This window comes from Sorangium sp. So ce375 (assembly GCF_051473855.1).
Lineage (GTDB): Bacteria > Myxococcota_A > Polyangia > Polyangiales > Polyangiaceae > Sorangium.
In genome coordinates this window covers 11,412,261-11,427,435 of record NZ_CP150335.1, presented here as the reverse complement: position 1 = coordinate 11,427,435, position 15,175 = coordinate 11,412,261, and the positions used below count along the sequence as shown (strand labels likewise).

The following is a 15,175-nucleotide window of genomic DNA, read 5'->3' as shown; positions in this document are numbered from 1 at the left end:
CGGTGGGCTGTCTCCCCGGCCCCGAGATCCACCCGCAGTCATCGCTCCACGCGAGCGGGTTTCAGCCGGGTGACTGCACCTCGCTGGAGTTCCCCCGCGACGGCTGCCGATCCCGTCGCGCGGCGCAGGCCGCACTTTCCCATCAGCAACCGAGGAGAAATCATGCTCCAGAGGTGCTCGACGCGCTCGATCTCGGGGATGACCGGGTGCGCCTCTCCATCGTGCATCGAGACAAGAGCGGTGCAACAGCGGTGGATCGGGTCGGGTACAGCGACGCGCTCGCCAGGTGCGCGGAAAGGCGGATGACGCTCTCGCGGCTGTGGCTGTCGGGTGCGCTCGGCGGGATGCACAACATGTGAGCTCAGGCGTCGCAGCAAGCGTCAACGCAAGTTCAGCACACGCACGGGGATAAGAAACGTGAAGGAGGACGACCATGAACATCCTGCGTCACGTCATCCAGCTCATGCTCGACATCAACAAGATCCAGGCCGAAGCCGTGTTCAAGGTGTACGGTCGATTCGGTCTCTACCGGCGGCTGTACATCGCCTGTGGCTTCCCCGAGGGCACCGCAAAGCGGCTCGAGGAACGGCTGCTCGCGCTCGGCCACGAGGGCGTGGCGGAGCAGCACGAGATTCTGTGCCGGTTCGTACGGGGTGACATCGGCGTTGTGCAGCTCTTCGAGGAGCTGACTCAGTGGTTCTCAGACTACATGGAGAACTGCCAAGCCGCCGCGATGGACGAGGTGCACGCTGCTGCCTGATTCCAGGCGCGGGGAGCAGGAGGACGGGCGGATGCTCCCGCCGTTCTCCTTCTTTAGCACCTCCTTCGGAAGCCTGTCGCCCCGACCCCAGTGCCCACGAAGTCAATGCGGCTGAACAGGCGATCGAAGAAGACTCTCCGCTCCTCATGCTTCACCGCCGCGCGACGGCCCAGGCGACTGCGGCCAGCAGCAGGAGGTTGATGTCCGCGACCGCTGTCCCGATCCTCTTGCGGCGTCCCAGAAGATCGTCCTGGCGCAGCCACATTCCGAGCGTGCCGGCGCACGGTGACATCCGTCGGCACGCCGCGATGGTGTGCATCCGCCGATTCCTGGGCCAGCACGCCGCCGTGGCTTTGGCCGACGAGGACCGCAGGCACGTCGCCTGTACGAGCTCGCTGTGACCAATCGCCAATGCGGAGATGCTGGATGTCTGGAAGGCCGGCCTCCGCTCTAGCTTCCTCTGATGGAGCGGCCCCCTCGGCGATGCGCGGCCCGCACCACGAGCCCGAGCTGAGCCGGTGCGTCGCGTATTTCACTGCACTGGCGAGGGTGAAGCCCTCGGCCCAGGAGAGCGAGGTCGCCCATGTCTTCGCTCCGTGGGTCGCCAAGAAGCTGGTCCGCAGGAGCGACGATGGCCACGCGTGCCCGTCGTGGGAGCCGGAGCAGTCGGCATCCATGAGCTCGCTCGATGCCTGGCACAGCGCGGAGGTCTTGCGCAGCGACGTGCCCCCGCTCGAGCCGACATGCCCCCCGGCAGAGGGAGGCCGCCCGGCCTCGCCGATGGCATGGCGAAGCGCCGGCGCCCTCCTGGCATGCGCAACGCAACGCCAGGCACAAGCGCCGCGCGCCCAACGTGCTCCTTGCAGACAGCATTGCGACTCCTGTTACATTGCGCCCGTGATCAGCGATCCCTTCGAGCTCCACGCCGGGGCGTTCACGCCCGCGGACCTGCGCGTTGTCTCGTTCCGCGGGCGTGAGGCGCTCTCCGAGCTGTTCTCGTTCCAGCTCGTCGTGCAAGCCACCCCCGAGCTCGAGGGCCGCGACGCCGAGCTGCTCGGCAGCCTCGCCGCCTTCGTCCTGCGCGATGGGCGCGGGGCCGAACGCCGCATCGAAGTTGTCGTCGACCAAGTGCGCGCAGACGCCGCGTTCATCGCGCGGACCGGCCCGACCTGGCACCTGCGCCTCGTTCCGCCGCTCGCGCTCCTCCGGCGCCGGACCACGAGCCGCATCTTCCAGGACGAGACCGTGCCGCAGATCCTCCAGCACGTCCTTGCCGCGGCCTCCATCCCGGTCGATCTCCGCCTCTCGCGGACGTATGCGGTCCGCAGCTACTGTGTGCAGTACCGCGAGAGCGATCTCGCGTTCGTGCGACGGCTCGCTGCCGAGGAGGGGATCGCGTTCTGCTTCGCAGACGCGCCGCCAGGCACCGTGGGGACCCGCGCCCCCGTGATCTTCCTCGACGACCCCGCACACTACCCCGCAGCGTTCGGCGTCGAGTCCGGCGCCCTCGTCCTGCGTCCTGATGAGGGCCTCATGCCGACAGGGCGCGAGATCAGCTCCTTCAGTCTGCGGCGATCCATCAAGCCAAGCTCGGTACACCTCAGGGACTATGACTTCCGCAGGCCAAACCTGGTCCTGAGCGAGCGGGGCGGGCCCAAGGCGAGCGGGCCGCCACCGCTCGAGGTGTACCAGCACCACGCTGACTACGACACGCCGGATGTCACACCCGATCGCGCGCGGGTGTTCCTGGAGCAGGCCCAGCGCCGAGCGGTCGTGGGCAGCGGCGAGAGCTGGGTGCGCGAGCTCGCGCCGGGGCGTCGCTTCGAGCTCAGCGCCGAGGCCTCCCCCGGGATCGAGGGAGCCTACGCCGTGACCCTCGTCATCCACGAGGGCCATACACCCGAGCTGTCCGGGCGACCCGCGGAGCGCACCTACCGCAACCGGTTCGAGTGCATCCCGGCGACCACGCTGCTCCGGCCGCGTGCGCCGGCACGCAAGCCGAGGCAGGTCCTCGAGACGGCGGTGGTCACCGGGCCGGCAGGGCACGAGGTCCACACCGACGAGCACGCGCGCGTCAAGGTGCAGTTCCACTGGGATCTCGCTGGGCAGCGTAACGAGAAGAGCTCGGCCTGGCTGCGTGTCGCGCAGAGCTGGGCGGGCGCGTCGTTCGGCGCGCAGTTCGTGCCGCGCGTGGGCATGGAGGTGCTGGTCGGCTTTCTCGGCGGGGACACCGACTGCCCGGTCGTGCTCGGGTGCCTGTACAACGCCACGCATCCGCCGCCCTTCCAGCTCCCTGGGGAGAAGCTCAGGAGCGGCCTCCGAACCCAGAGCTCACCAGCTGCGGCCGGCTCCAACGAGCTCAGCTTCGACGACACCGCTGGCGACGAGCAGATCTACGTGCATGCGCAGCGCGACCTCGACGAGCGGATCGAGCGGCGCCGGACGACACTCATCGGTGAGGACGAACAGACCGACGTGCGCGGCAACCAGCACAATCACGTCGCTGGTGAGCGACATGAGCGTATCGGAGGAAGCCGGCGGGGCAGCGTCGGCGGCGATCACGAGGAACGGGTCCAAGGCCACCAGACCGTGCGCGTGGACCGCGACCAGACGAACGAGATCGGAGGGAGTCGGCGGCTCGTCGTGGGCGGCGTATCCAAGGAGGTTTTCATGGATGACGCAGTCACGCTCTGCCAGGACACCTACACGCTCCACGTGGAGCGTCAGGCAGCGGTGACCGTCGGTTCTCGCGGTGATTCGTCCCGGAGCGACTTCTACGTCTTCGGCGATCACACGACCGGAGCCGCGGGCAATCTCGTACTCACGGCGAGCCGATCGCTCACCCTGCAATGTGGCGATAGCATCATCGCCCTCACGCCCGAGGGCGTGAAGATCGGCGGCAACGTGCTCGCGCTGGCCGGAGCGAACGGGGCGAGCATCAAGGGCAAGGGCCCTGCGCTCGACCTGGGCGAGGAGGCTGAGCTCGTTGCCAAGAAGATCCGGATTTTCTCCCCGAACGCCTCGCTCGATCTGGACGACGATGCGCACCTGCGCGGCAAGCTGGTCAAGCTCAACTGCGACTCGGCCGACCTGCTCTCCGACGACGAAAACAAGGAGCCGCCGAGGACCCGGCCGCTGCGGCTCAAGCTGTCGGACGTCGCGATGGTGCCCTACGCGGAAAAGAACTATCGCCTCACGGTCGACGGTCACGTTCACGAGGGAACCACGGGCCCGAGCGGTGAGCTCGAGCTGGAGGTACCGGAAGCCGCAAAGAGCGCGGTGCTCGTCGTCTGGATCGAGAGTTACCCGGAGGGGCCACGCCAGCAGTGGACGCTCAGCCTGCGCGAGAGCGCGCCAGCGGACTCGGTGCCCGGCGCAGCGCTCCGGCTGCGCAACCTGGGCTACTACGAGGGACCGCTCCGGGACGACATGGCCGAGCTACCCGAGGGAGCCGTGCGAGGGCTCAAGGATTTCCAGCGAGACCATGGCGTGCAGGTGACCGGTAAGCTCGATGCGGCGACGGTCGCGAAGCTGAGGGAGACATACGGCCACTGAAGTCGTGATGCGGGCGCGAGTGAGGCAAACAAGGTCTGATTGAGGTGTTGCATGAACTGGACGGATGGCGGTGGCGGCGCCGGGGGAGCGAGCGGAGGGAACGACCCGCGATTCGATGGGGCCGAGGGCGGGCCGCAGGCGTACGATTATCACACGCCCGATCCCCACGAGCCCGAGGCGCTGCCGCCCGAGCAGCCACCGGCCCCTCCACCGCCGCCTCCTCCCCCGAGCACCTTGCCAAAAGATCCGCCACCACCCGCGGCTGCAGACGTAAGCCCGGGACCTGACAACCACATATCCCAGGCAGCCGGCACGCCCTTCACGGGCGCGTTGCCGAAGTGGGTTCTCGAGATTACCAAGACGCAGGACGCCGCCGATCTGGAGCTTACCTACCCCAAGGGCGGGCCGACCACCAAGCGAACCGTTCGGCTCTATTGGTTCCGATTTCTTGGCGTCGGTTTCCTGTCTGAAAATGTGATGGGTATCAATCGGGAGCTCCTCAAGAAGCTGCTTCGCGCGCAGGAGGAGCTCTATCGACAGTACCGCGAATCGATGGGCGCTCCGGTCGACGATGCCGATGATCAGAAGAAATTCAAGGAGTGGTGTGCGGCGAAGGAGCTTGTCGGAGGACAGGGGAAGCGCGGCGGGGGCAACCACCGAGATGGGAGTGCGATCGATATCGAGTATACGGCCTCGCCGTGGGTACCGATCTACGGCGGCGATGGCCCAACCGGCGAGATCCACAACAACAGGAACGTCGAGTGGAGCAGGATCAACGTGTGGGAGCCTTGCTTGGAGGTGTGCCAGCGGGCCACGCTCTTCTGCTTCGGCCACAGCATTCAGCCGCGCAAGTCGAGCGATGCATCACGCTCCTACGATACGTTCAAGAAGGTCCATGATGGCCTGGCAGGCTACCTCGCCTACCGTTATCCCAACGGCGCACAGGGGGACCTGACCGAGGCATCCCTGAGCGACTTCATCAACCGTGTCAAATCTGAGAAGGATACAACGCTCAGCGGTTGCAAGATTTTACTCCGCGATGGGAGCGGAAAGCTCGCTGAACGGAGCCCATACGACGAGCAAGGGGGCCTTGATGAGCGGCTCCTGGGCGAGGCGTATGCCCAGATCGAGGCCGATCGCAAAGTGATGCGGTACGGCATGGTGAAGAACGCCTTGAAGATCAACGCCGACCGAATCGATGAGAGCGCGACCAATTTCCGAGAGCCCTGCCGAGGGTTTCTGATGCTCAAGAAGGATGTCGTGCTGGCGCTGATCAAGGTGGGCCTGCGCTGGGGAGGACAGGACTTTGGCGACATGATGCACTTCGATATGGGATTCGAGGTACTCAACGAGTTCTACGATATCGCCGTCGCACACAAGGCATCGCAGTCATTGAATATGCTGGGGACGAAGGACGATGTCGGCCTCCAAAAGCTGAGGGATGCGGCCGCGGCAGTCAAGAGTGCAGCAGAGACAGCGGGGCCAGCAGCCAACCAGGCGAGCCTCGCCGGCAACACGGCGAAGGAGGACGCATGCCGCGCGGCGGTGCGCTCGGCGGACGCAGCGCTCAGCAAGGTTGTCGCTGCCGGTGATGCCGTGAAGAGAGCAGCCGCCAGCGAGAAGATGCCAGAAAACAAGAAGCAAAAGGCGCTGGATGCTGCAGACGCGGCGCTGGCGGCAGCCAAGCGGGCTGAAACCGAGGCACAACAGGCGGCCGCGATGTAGGTCGACGCCATGTCCGAGCCGTTCCGATCCGGTATAATGAGGCGCGAGATGAGTCGTCTTGTTCTCCTTGGTCTGTTCGTTGCAGTCGGTGTGACCTCCTCTGCCTGTCGGCCAGCGGCGCGACAAGCCCAGCCCGAAGCCGGTGTCGCGCACGCCGCTCCTCGTCCGTCGGCAGCGTCGAGGGAGCAGGTCGGCCTATGTCCACCGATTCAACGCGCCCGGGTGGCCACGTTCAATGAAGAACAACGCACCCATGACAAGCGCTGGCTCTTGCCCGAAGTGGTGGAGAGTCCGCCCAGAGAGCCCGTGCAGGAGGACTCCGAGGTACCGCTGGACGAAGCCAGCGCGCGGGCGCGAGGTGCCACCTCTAGCAACGATCCGGTGTGGATACTGGGCGACGGGGTTCCGCCGTGCCGGATGATGCCGGCGCAGTATCTGCTTCAGCGCGAGAGCTGGGGACCCCAGATCGCGAGAGTCGTGCGGGTGCTCGAGGGGGTGTGCCCTGAGCAGGGTCGGTCGGCACGGTCGGTCGTGTTTCAGCAGACCGAATCGCCGGAGAGGTGCCTCTTGCATAAGAAAGAGACATTGACCCAACGTGCTCCACCCGAAGGTCTCATTCCCCAGAAGCGTTGCGAGGAGCCGGAGTGCCGCTACATGGAGGCGGTGGGCGGCGGTGAACTACCCGGTGCTGGCGGAAGCGCGGTGCTCGAAGTTACAGCCACCTGGCTCTACCCTACGGAAGAGCAAGAATGTTCCTGGGCGCACGACGATTTCTACGGCATCTTCGTCCAGGCGAGAAAAGACCTACCGTTTACCATGATTCCCAAGGTGGACGGCCTTTTCGGTGTCCTGGTCGACGATCGAGGACTCCGTGCCGTGATCGGCGACGCACTATGGATCATGACCTTCGTGCCTATTGCGCTGTCTGGGCAGCCGGAGAAACCGCTCAGCGTGACGGCTCACGTGGCCCACCATGAGGAGAAGACCTGGAACTCGCTCGCACCCTACTGCGGGCCGTGAGCCGGTGGTTGCCGCGAGAGAGGGAGAAGCGAACATGCCAGCGCATGGGCCGAAAGCAGGCAAGCCCGGGGCAAAGCAAGGGGACAAGATCGTCGGCATCGACACGCACGTGGTGATGATCCCCTCGCCGGGCGGGCCGGTGCCCACCCCGACGCCGCTGCCTTTCAGCGGGACGTTGAGCGGCGATCTGAGCCGCGACGTGCTGTTCGAGGGCAAACCGGCCGCGATCCAGGGCAGCACCGCGGCGAATGCGCCCGCACATGTACCTCCAGGGGGCACGTTCCAGCGGCCGCCGTCGAACCAGGCCCGTGTTCATGCGGGCAGCAAGACGGTGCTCATCAACAACAAGCCCGCCGCGCACCTCGGGGATCCGGCGATGACCTGCAACGACCCGGGCGACGCGCCGAACGGGAGCGTGATCGCCGCCGGGACCGTGCTGGTCGGCGACTAGGGCCGGAGGATGGCGGCAGGCACGAAGCCCGCAGCAGGGGCGCAGGAGGCGGGCGAAGGGATCTCGCTGGCGCAGTACGCAGCCATCAGGGCGGCGGTGACGGAGGGGTTCCCGCTGGCGGACGTGCTCGCGGTCGAGGGGCTCACGCCGCGTACGTTCGCGCGGGCCGATCTTGCCTGGAAGCAGCGGCTGGCCGCCGAGCCGGAGCTGCTCGCGGCCTACAAGCAAGAGCTGGCACAGGCCGAGGACTGGCTGGATCGACGGGTCGAGCCGCTCGCGGAGGACCCGACCGCCTGGGCGAGCTTCCTTGCTGTCTTCGCGGCGCACCCGGCCCCGTTCGAGCTGCTGCAGGAGAAGGACCTAGGCATGAACGACGTCGCGCGACTCCGCCGCCGATGGGTGCGGCGCGTTGATGAGGACGCGAAGATCGGCGAACTCCTCAAGGATCTCCACGCGAAGCCCGGGAAGCTGGGATCGCTCCGGGTCGGCCCCCGGGTGCTGCAGCCGTCGAGGGTGGCCGAGGCGCGGGGCTCGGGGAAGGCGGTCGCAGATAAGCACTCTGCGGCGGTGCCGCTGGGCGAGCCCAGGCTGGGCCTGGCCGAGTACGCCGCGCTCTGCGCGGAGCTCGATGCGCTGCCTCAGCAACGCGAACGGGTATTGCGGCGCCACCGCTTGGCCGATGAGGAGATGCGGGCAGCGCTGGATCGGCAATGGCGGGCAGCGCTGGGGCGTGACGCGGCGCTGGCGAAGGACCTCGAGCGGCTCCACGCGCATCACGCGCGTCGGCTGGAGATGCTCCTCGCCCGAGCGCGGGAGGTCGGCAACGTCGAGCGCTCGCCAGCATCCGTCGCCGCCTCGTTCGCGCCTGCCGCGCCGTCTTCCGAGGCGATGGCCGGTCCTGGAGCGCCCCTCATGACCCCGGCGGCGCTGCAGGGCACCGGGCCCCTGCTGGATGTCCCCCGAGGCGCAGCGGTCCCCTTCGTGCCCGTGCACGCCCAGCTCGCGACCGTAAAGGCAGAGCCGAAGCCTCTTCGCGCTGCGGAGTCGCTCACCGGCACCGCTCCCCTGCCCGACATTCCGCGAGGGCCGGAGCTGCCGTTCCCTCAATCGGGTGCAGCGAAGGTGGTGAAGCGCCCGCCTCCTGTGATCGCGGAAACCGCACCGCTCTCTGATATTCCCCGCGGCCCCGCTCTCCCGTTCACGGCCGGAGCATCGGGGACTCCCGTGCCGTCCACACCGACAGCCCGGCCGCAGCAGCCGCGAGCTCCCTCGGAGGTCGCAGAGACGTCACCGTTGCAGGCTCCCCCTTGCGGCCCGGTGATCCCCTTCATGGCAGCGGACCCCACGAGGCGTGCCGGAGCTGTGGCAGCATCGAAGCCCGCTCCGCCGGCCGCTGCAGACCTCCGGGAAACGTCGCTGAACCTCGCAATTCCCCGTGAGCTGCTGACGCAAACCGCGTCCTCGCCGGCCCCGGTGACCGGAGCAGCCTCCCAGACCGCCAAGGTATCGCCGCCTTCCACGCCGTCGAGCACGGCCGGGGACGGAGGTACAGCGCCCCCTTCCGAGCCGCTGGAGACGATCCTGCCGCTCGCCCAGTATGCCGCGCTCTGCGCGGAGCTGGCCCTATGCCCCACGACGGCCGAGGAGATCTTCCGGCGCTACGGCCTGGGTTCCGGCGAGATGCGATCAGCGGTCGATGCGGCCTGGAAGGAGCGGCTCCGAGAGCACCCGGCGGAGTACTCGAGGTGGCAGGACATGTACCAACGCTACTACGCGCACTTCGCCAGGCGAGGTGCGCCCCCGCGGTGAACTGTCTCGATGTTGCGATACCCGATCGCCGAGATGGATATTTACCCACCACGGCCACCGCCGGCACGTACAGCCGGAAGCAGCACATGCAGGGCACCGGCATCCAGTGGTGTGATGACACCGTGAACCCGACGATGGGCTGCGACGGCTGCGAGCACTGGGGTGCGCAGCGCAAGTCCTGCTACGCCGGCGTGCTGCACAAGCGCAAGGGCGGAAAGCACCCGGGGTTCGCGCCGTCCTTCGAGCGCGTGATGCGGTTCGCGGGGCGCATGGCGAAAGCGGCGAGGCTGTCGGAATCTTCGCGACCGGAGCCGGCTCCACAAACCCTGGCTGGACGGCTCGCCGCGCCTGATCTTCGTCTCCGACATGTCCGACGCCCTCTCGAGCGCGATCTCGTTCGCCTCCCTCGAGCAGGAGATCATCCGCAACGTGACCAGCCCCGAGGGGCAGCGGCACCGGTGGCTCTGGCTGACGAAGCGGCCCCAGCGCATGGCCGAGTTCTCGGCGCAGCTCCGCGCGTGGGGCATCCGGTGACCCTCCAACCTCTGGGCTGGCACGAGCATCACCTCGGCCGCGATGATGAACCGCATCGACGCACTACTCGGCGTTGGCGACGCGTCGACCGTGCGGTTCCTCTCCGTCGAGCCGCAGGTTGAAGCGATCGACCTGGACGCCTGGCTCCCCACGATCGACTGGGTCATCCAGCGCGGTGAGTCGGGGGAGGACGCGCGCCCGTTCGACGTCGCGTGGGCGCGGAGGCTACGCGATGCCTGTCGGCGGGCGAAGGTGCCGTACTTCCTGAAGCAGCTCGGCGCGAACGTTCTCCTCGACCACGGTGAGCTCAAGCTCCGCGATCGGCATGGGGGCAAATGGTCGGAGTGGCCTGACGACCTGCCGATCCGGCAGGTTCCGACATCGGACATTGTGAAGGCGCGCTTGCGGCCGGACATCGTCAGGAAGGCGCTTGGGAAGTCCGGCCGGATGCCTCGGCCGGCCGAGTGAGTGTCGGTCGAAGCTGCTGGCTATGTGCGCGCGAGGAGCCTCCCCTCGGGTATATTTCGCCCATGACACGCAAAGGGACAACACCGTGCGGCACGACCAGATCGCCGCTGTGATATCGTGCCAGAGCGCGCCCGAGCGCTCGCCTGTCGGCGCGTCGTCGACGTGGAAACCGAACGTGTGCGGATCGACCGGCAGATCAAGCTCGCCGTCCTTCGACGCGACCACGCCCCGTGCGCTCCCGTCGCCGGCGCGGGCCGCGCGCTGGGGCTGCTCGCTGCTGACGGGCGCGTCGCTAGTGGGACTAGAGTGTTCGCCGGTACCGAGGCTCGGATGGCTGGTTCGAGAGAGGAGGCGAGCGAGGGGATAACTCCGCCCGCTCTCCCGGGCGCACCGCCATGCTTCACCTCCGGGTGCGGGGTGCGTGCCCTCGTGGAGCGGCTCGCTGCGGCGACAGCGCTGCTGAGCCTGAGAGCGCTGGCGAGCGGCAAGACTCCAGCATCGATTCGAGGCAAGCGGCGGGTCCGAACATCGGCCCAAGGTTACGCGCGCCTCGCGTGCCACCGGCAGCCTGAGCAGTCAACCGATCGCCTCGTGAACGACCCGGGTCGCCACCTCATCACCGAGGGCGGTGGCGCGGCTCAGGGTGCGCGCGAGCCGCCGACCACGGCAGCGCGAGGCGACGATCGGCCGTCGCGCTCTCCCAGCTCCGGGACTCGGCGGTTGGGCTCGCGTTGGGTCCATACCTCCGAAGGGCAGCGATCCGTCGTCTCTCCCCGCCGAGAGACCGGTGAAGGCGACAGATCGCGACGGTTCGCCATCGCAAATTCGTCCTTCCGCCACAACGTACTACGCTCGCACGGCGCCAGTTCGCCTCACGTGCTCGCACGTTCTGCGCATCAAAGCACCACCGACGCCGGAGCAGGTGGCAGCCTGAATAGAATGAGAACGAAATGAGTCAGCTCTTCGTCTTGCTCATCGCACCTTATCACTCCACTGCGGCGGCGAGCGTCAAAACATTTTCCGCAAGCACCCACTCCACGGCTCTCGGGCTACAATCACGAAGGAACCGTCGGACAGTATCGATGATTTCCTTGGGCCGAGTTCTCACCACCTCCGGATGACCGAGTGAGGTCAGATAGAGAGCAGCTTTCGATCGGTGCTCCTTCTTCGTTATCCTGGAAAGGTTGAACGCGCAGACATCAGACGCTTCCCCCTCCACAAATTGACGCAGGGTATCCAGCAGCGCCGCAGAGTTCTCCATCACAAATTTCAGGTAACGTTCCCCTGGAGTTGGCTGGTGCGACAGAATCGCGAAGATGAGATACGTCTTCGCTTGATCGCTGACGCACAGGTCATACGCCGCCTCCAGCGCTGGCAGCGATCTCGCGAATTCTCGCCGGCGAATCAGGTGACTCGCGAACACACGCGTCTCGTCGGTGCCTTCGAGGAGCTTGCAGAGGAACAACTCGTCTGGGAGCTCGATCGCGTCACGCAGGAGGTCCAGCAACCCGAGCCTGCAAAATGTATCCTGGAGACATTCCTTCGACTCTTCCACCGCGTCACGCAGGTTCCGTGAGACGTACCTTGCGATGAAGTAGTCCAGGAACATACGATGATCCCATGCGACGAGGTCGTTGCGAAAGAGAGGCGCTATCAACGCTTGATTCTTGTAGTGCTTCAGCTCTCCATGCGGGACGCCCTGTTCTAGAAGTGCGCCCTCGAGCCATGCGTCTCGGAACACGAGGGCGGCGTTATTCACTTTTGCCTCGCCCCGCTCCCGTGCGACCTGGCACGCATACATCCAGGTTCTGTACGCGAGCAACTCGAGCGCTCGGCGCACTCGTTCCGCATCAACGCCCCTCAGCTTGGACGCATAACCTTCCCAGACATAATCGAACACCCCCAGAAGCGTCTGGCTGCGGATGGTCCCCCCGCTGGCGACGGCGTCGCAAAGCAGGTCGAGCACCAGCGGCCTCCTGCAGAGCTCCCTCAGGTTCTCGTTGTCGCGCAGTACTCTCCTGATCGAATCTGCTTCCGCTGGTCCGTGGGTGTTCCCCACGAAGGCGGAGACCTCATCGTCCTTCCACAGGCGTAGCAGGACGAGCTTATGGTCTTGTGCCTCTTGGTTAGAGAGGAGCCAGTGCTTCGGCACGCTCAGGCTGCGGTCCATGCTGATCGTCGCAAAATGATGACGAAGCATGTTGACACGCCCCGAGATCACGAAACGAATGCTCCTGTCACTGGCCACACGCGCGTCATTCGCAATGCCAGAAGCCAGGGCGATCAGAGTTTGGGCGAGGAGCGGGTCGGTGATCTCGTCGATTCCCTCGAGAACGACAATTAGGGGATATTCGCAGGAGGGCGGGACGCGCATCGCTGTCATCGCGCCTCTGAGGCCATCGAAGTCAAACGCCTCGAGCAACGTGCGAGCTGCATCGGGTCGCGACGTGACAACCTTGCGCAAATCAGCGCCCTTAAGTGCGACGCGCGACAGATCCACGTAGGCCACGACCAGAGGCTTAGTGCTGTGAGGGTTAGTGCAGAGCCTGGTTATGAGTTCCAGGCAGAATCGTGTCTTGCCCGTGCCGAATTCCCCGCTAACGTAGGTCACGGGAGGCATGTTCGCTCGCCACGCATCGAAGTCGAACGGCTTCCCCAGCCGCATGACGAACGCACCAGGAAAGTAGCCTGCGTTGTGCCGACGCGCAGCGTCGCCGAGCTCCTTCAGATACGTATATGTGCTTCGGATGAAGTTCTCCTGAATGCCGTCGGGGAAGAACACCTCCAGCGCTCCGGGGCGGTCCATGCGTCGTTCGTGCAGCCTTCTGCAGCGCACGACGTCCCTGCCGGCCAGCGCGGCCATGGTCCGCTCATCGATCGCTTGCGCATCCGCCACCACCAAGGTTTTCACCTGCGGCCAGCACGCGATGAGACTTTCTACTTTACTGTACAGGATCGACGGCTCAACGGGCAGGAGCTCGGCCTTCTCGTTTAGCTCCGCCGTGCCCGCGACCTCGGCCGAGGGCGCACGCGTGTAGAGGAACGAGATCGTGGCGATGGCCGCGCTGAGGCCGAGCGAACCACCCTCGATGCGTGACGTGGAGAAGCCCTCGAGCACGGGGAACGAGAGCGCCTCCGTCAGGTGCTTCGGACTGGGCGTCGCGTCCATCTGCCCGACCTCGTAGAGGGCGCCGTTCTTGGCTGCCACGACCGCCGCCCGTGCGCGCTCGTCCATGGGCGCGCTGGGCAGGCCGCCGTCGTCTACCCGGATGCGGACCGCACGGCTCGGGAGCAGCACGAAGGTCTCGCCGGGAATCAGCGACGGCGCCTGCCATGGGGGCATGGGGGTCATTGGCTCTTCGGGCGCTGCGCTCGCCGCCATCAGGGCAGCGATCCTGGCGTGTTCTCGTGCGTCGAAGACGACCTCTGATCGCAGGATCCGCTCACGCGCTATGCGGGCGTCAGCCAGCGGCACTCCCGGCCCGAGTCGCTGACTCTCGTTCAGCGCCTTCACGAGCGCTTCCTGAGCTACTGCGGTGCGGTTCACGGCCGTACCTCGAAACCTACGTAGAGGCGCTCTTCCGGCTCATCCTCGACCTCGAGCACAATGGGGTCCGCTCCGCTCTCGGTGGGTTGGGGCCCGCGCCGGGCCCAGAGCAGCAACGCGTCCACCGCGTCCGGCGCGCCCTGCACGACGAACTCGACCTTGTCCTTGTCCTCCGTGTTGCGCACCCAGCCGGCGAGCCCGAGCTGGGATGCCCGCTGCTTCAGCGACGCGCGGTAGTGGACCCCCTGCACCTTACCCCTGGCTGTCGCGCGGACCGTGACGTGCTCGCTCTCGCCGAGCAGAATCGACTGCCTGAAGACTTCGCCATCGGCGGGCGCGATCTCGATCAACATCGGCGCACCACCGGCGTGCATGTTGGCGATGGCTTTCCAGACGCCGTCTTCTCGCCGGGCCAGCTCCCCGCCGAGCGTGACCGACCGGAGCGGCTCCGACTCGCACACGACGATCTCGATCGACCGATCCGTGTACGTGACGAGATCGGCCCTGCATCGAAGCGACTCCGGAAGGGGTAGCTCCTGCTCACTGTAGAGCTCCCGGCCGACGACCTCCGTTCCGGCAGCCTCGGCCAAAGGCGGCAGCGCGACGCGCAGCGGCGCGCCGAGCTTTACCAGGATCTCCTCCAGCGCGCGCCGCGGATCGACGCGGGACGGCGCTTCTCCCACCTCGGCGTGGCCTTCTATTTCGGCCGTCTCCTCGAATCGATCGAGCCAGTCCCACGACATGTCTATCCAGTCGCGATCCACGCGTTCGAGCGCCGCGTCCACCTGATCTCGTGTCAGCTCTTTGGTCAGCCGGCGATCGAGCGACCTTGCGGCAGCCTCGAGCTCGCTCAACGCCCACGGCTTACCGGGCGACGTCCTGTCTTCGAGCGCGACCCGAACCCCCCATGCCAACACGGATTCGATGTCGCTTCGCAGCGCGACCAGGCTGTCCATGTCGCCCGACTCTCGGCCCTCGCCGCTCGAGAGCGCCGCCTCGGCGTGCTTCAGCCGGGTGAGCAGGACTGCCGTCACCGGCTGCGCGGACGAGGGCATCTTGTGGCGGAAGAGCTTGGTTGCCTCCCTGGGATCGACGGCGCCTGCTCGCAGCAGGTTGCCTGTGTCGATGAGCCTCTGCGCTGCGTCCGCCGCTCCGCTGACCTCGACGTGCGAGCCGGCGCGGAGCCGAGCCATGGTGGCAGCGATTTTGCTGGCCCTGACGGCAAATATGTTAGTAGCTCTGGTGATCATGAGAGAATTCTCCGTGCAATCGGACGTGATCGTGGAGGACAACCAACGTTGCTTGC

General features: G+C 66.4%; 10 protein-coding genes and 1 pseudogene. 8 read left to right on the top strand and 3 right to left on the bottom strand.

The window, feature by feature from the left end; translation table 11 throughout:
• Nucleotides 1-173 precede the first annotated feature (173 nt).
• Together WME90_RS42745 and WME90_RS42740 are read left to right on the top strand one after the other, a co-directional pair.
• Entirely contained in the window at nt 174-359 is a 186-nt protein-coding gene (locus tag WME90_RS42745) for a hypothetical protein (RefSeq protein ID WP_437277852.1), read from the top strand.
• Nucleotides 360-433: 74 nt separating this feature from the next.
• Entirely contained in the window at nt 434-760 is a 327-nt protein-coding gene (locus WME90_RS42740) for a hypothetical protein (protein WP_437277851.1), read from the top strand.
• Between the two features lie 151 nt (nt 761-911).
• On the opposite strand, the gene WME90_RS42735 is transcribed toward WME90_RS42740, so the two are convergent.
• Nucleotides 912-1,079 (bottom strand): hypothetical protein, encoded by a 168-nt coding sequence (locus WME90_RS42735; RefSeq protein WP_437277850.1) that lies wholly within the window; start codon nt 1,077-1,079, stop codon nt 912-914.
• 578 nt (nt 1,080-1,657) lie between these two features.
• Here WME90_RS42735 and tssI point away from each other — a divergent pair.
• The 6 genes and pseudogenes from tssI to WME90_RS42705 all read left to right on the top strand — a co-directional run.
• Nucleotides 1,658-4,315: a type VI secretion system tip protein TssI/VgrG gene (tssI, locus tag WME90_RS42730; protein ID WP_437277849.1), complete on the top strand. Its 2,658-nt coding sequence runs from the start codon at nt 1,658-1,660 to the stop codon at nt 4,313-4,315.
• 51 nt (nt 4,316-4,366) lie between these two features.
• Nucleotides 4,367-6,040 (top strand): hypothetical protein, encoded by a 1,674-nt coding sequence (locus WME90_RS42725; protein ID WP_437277848.1) that lies wholly within the window; start codon nt 4,367-4,369, stop codon nt 6,038-6,040.
• Between the two features lie 222 nt (nt 6,041-6,262).
• The gene (locus WME90_RS42720) at nt 6,263-7,060 is read left to right on the top strand and encodes a hypothetical protein (protein ID WP_437277847.1); all 798 of its coding nucleotides are present in this window, start codon (nt 6,263-6,265) and stop codon (nt 7,058-7,060) included.
• Between the two features lie 34 nt (nt 7,061-7,094).
• Complete coding sequence (locus WME90_RS42715; RefSeq protein ID WP_437277846.1) at nt 7,095-7,511, top strand: PAAR domain-containing protein; 417 nt, start codon at nt 7,095-7,097, stop codon at nt 7,509-7,511.
• Between the two features lie 9 nt (nt 7,512-7,520).
• Nucleotides 7,521-9,320: a hypothetical protein gene (locus tag WME90_RS42710; protein ID WP_437277845.1), complete on the top strand. Its 1,800-nt coding sequence runs from the start codon at nt 7,521-7,523 to the stop codon at nt 9,318-9,320.
• Between the two features lie 315 nt (nt 9,321-9,635).
• Nucleotides 9,636-10,322: pseudogene (locus tag WME90_RS42705) on the top strand (DUF5131 family protein); the annotation flags it as partial.
• 985 nt (nt 10,323-11,307) lie between these two features.
• Here the strand turns inward: WME90_RS42705 and WME90_RS42700 are convergent.
• Entirely contained in the window at nt 11,308-13,869 is a 2,562-nt protein-coding gene (locus WME90_RS42700; protein ID WP_437277844.1) for an NACHT domain-containing protein, read from the bottom strand.
• Entirely contained in the window at nt 13,866-15,161 is a 1,296-nt protein-coding gene (locus WME90_RS42695; RefSeq protein ID WP_437277843.1) for an acylphosphatase, read from the bottom strand. The genes WME90_RS42700 and WME90_RS42695 overlap by 4 nt, the downstream gene beginning before the upstream one ends.
• Nucleotides 15,162-15,175 lie beyond the last annotated feature (14 nt).

Excerpts from the sequence above, each read along its gene's own strand:
- WME90_RS42710 (WP_437277845.1), top strand. The coding sequence starts at position 7,521 with ATGGCGGCAGGCACGAAGCCCGCAGCAGGGGCGCAGGAGGCGGGCGAA.
- WME90_RS42740 (WP_437277851.1), top strand. The coding sequence starts at position 434 with ATGAACATCCTGCGTCACGTCATCCAGCTCATGCTCGACATCAACAAG.
- WME90_RS42715 (WP_437277846.1), top strand. The coding sequence starts at position 7,095 with ATGCCAGCGCATGGGCCGAAAGCAGGCAAGCCCGGGGCAAAGCAAGGG.
- WME90_RS42725 (WP_437277848.1), top strand. The coding sequence starts at position 4,367 with ATGAACTGGACGGATGGCGGTGGCGGCGCCGGGGGAGCGAGCGGAGGG.
- WME90_RS42735 (WP_437277850.1), bottom strand. The coding sequence starts at position 1,079 with ATGCACACCATCGCGGCGTGCCGACGGATGTCACCGTGCGCCGGCACG.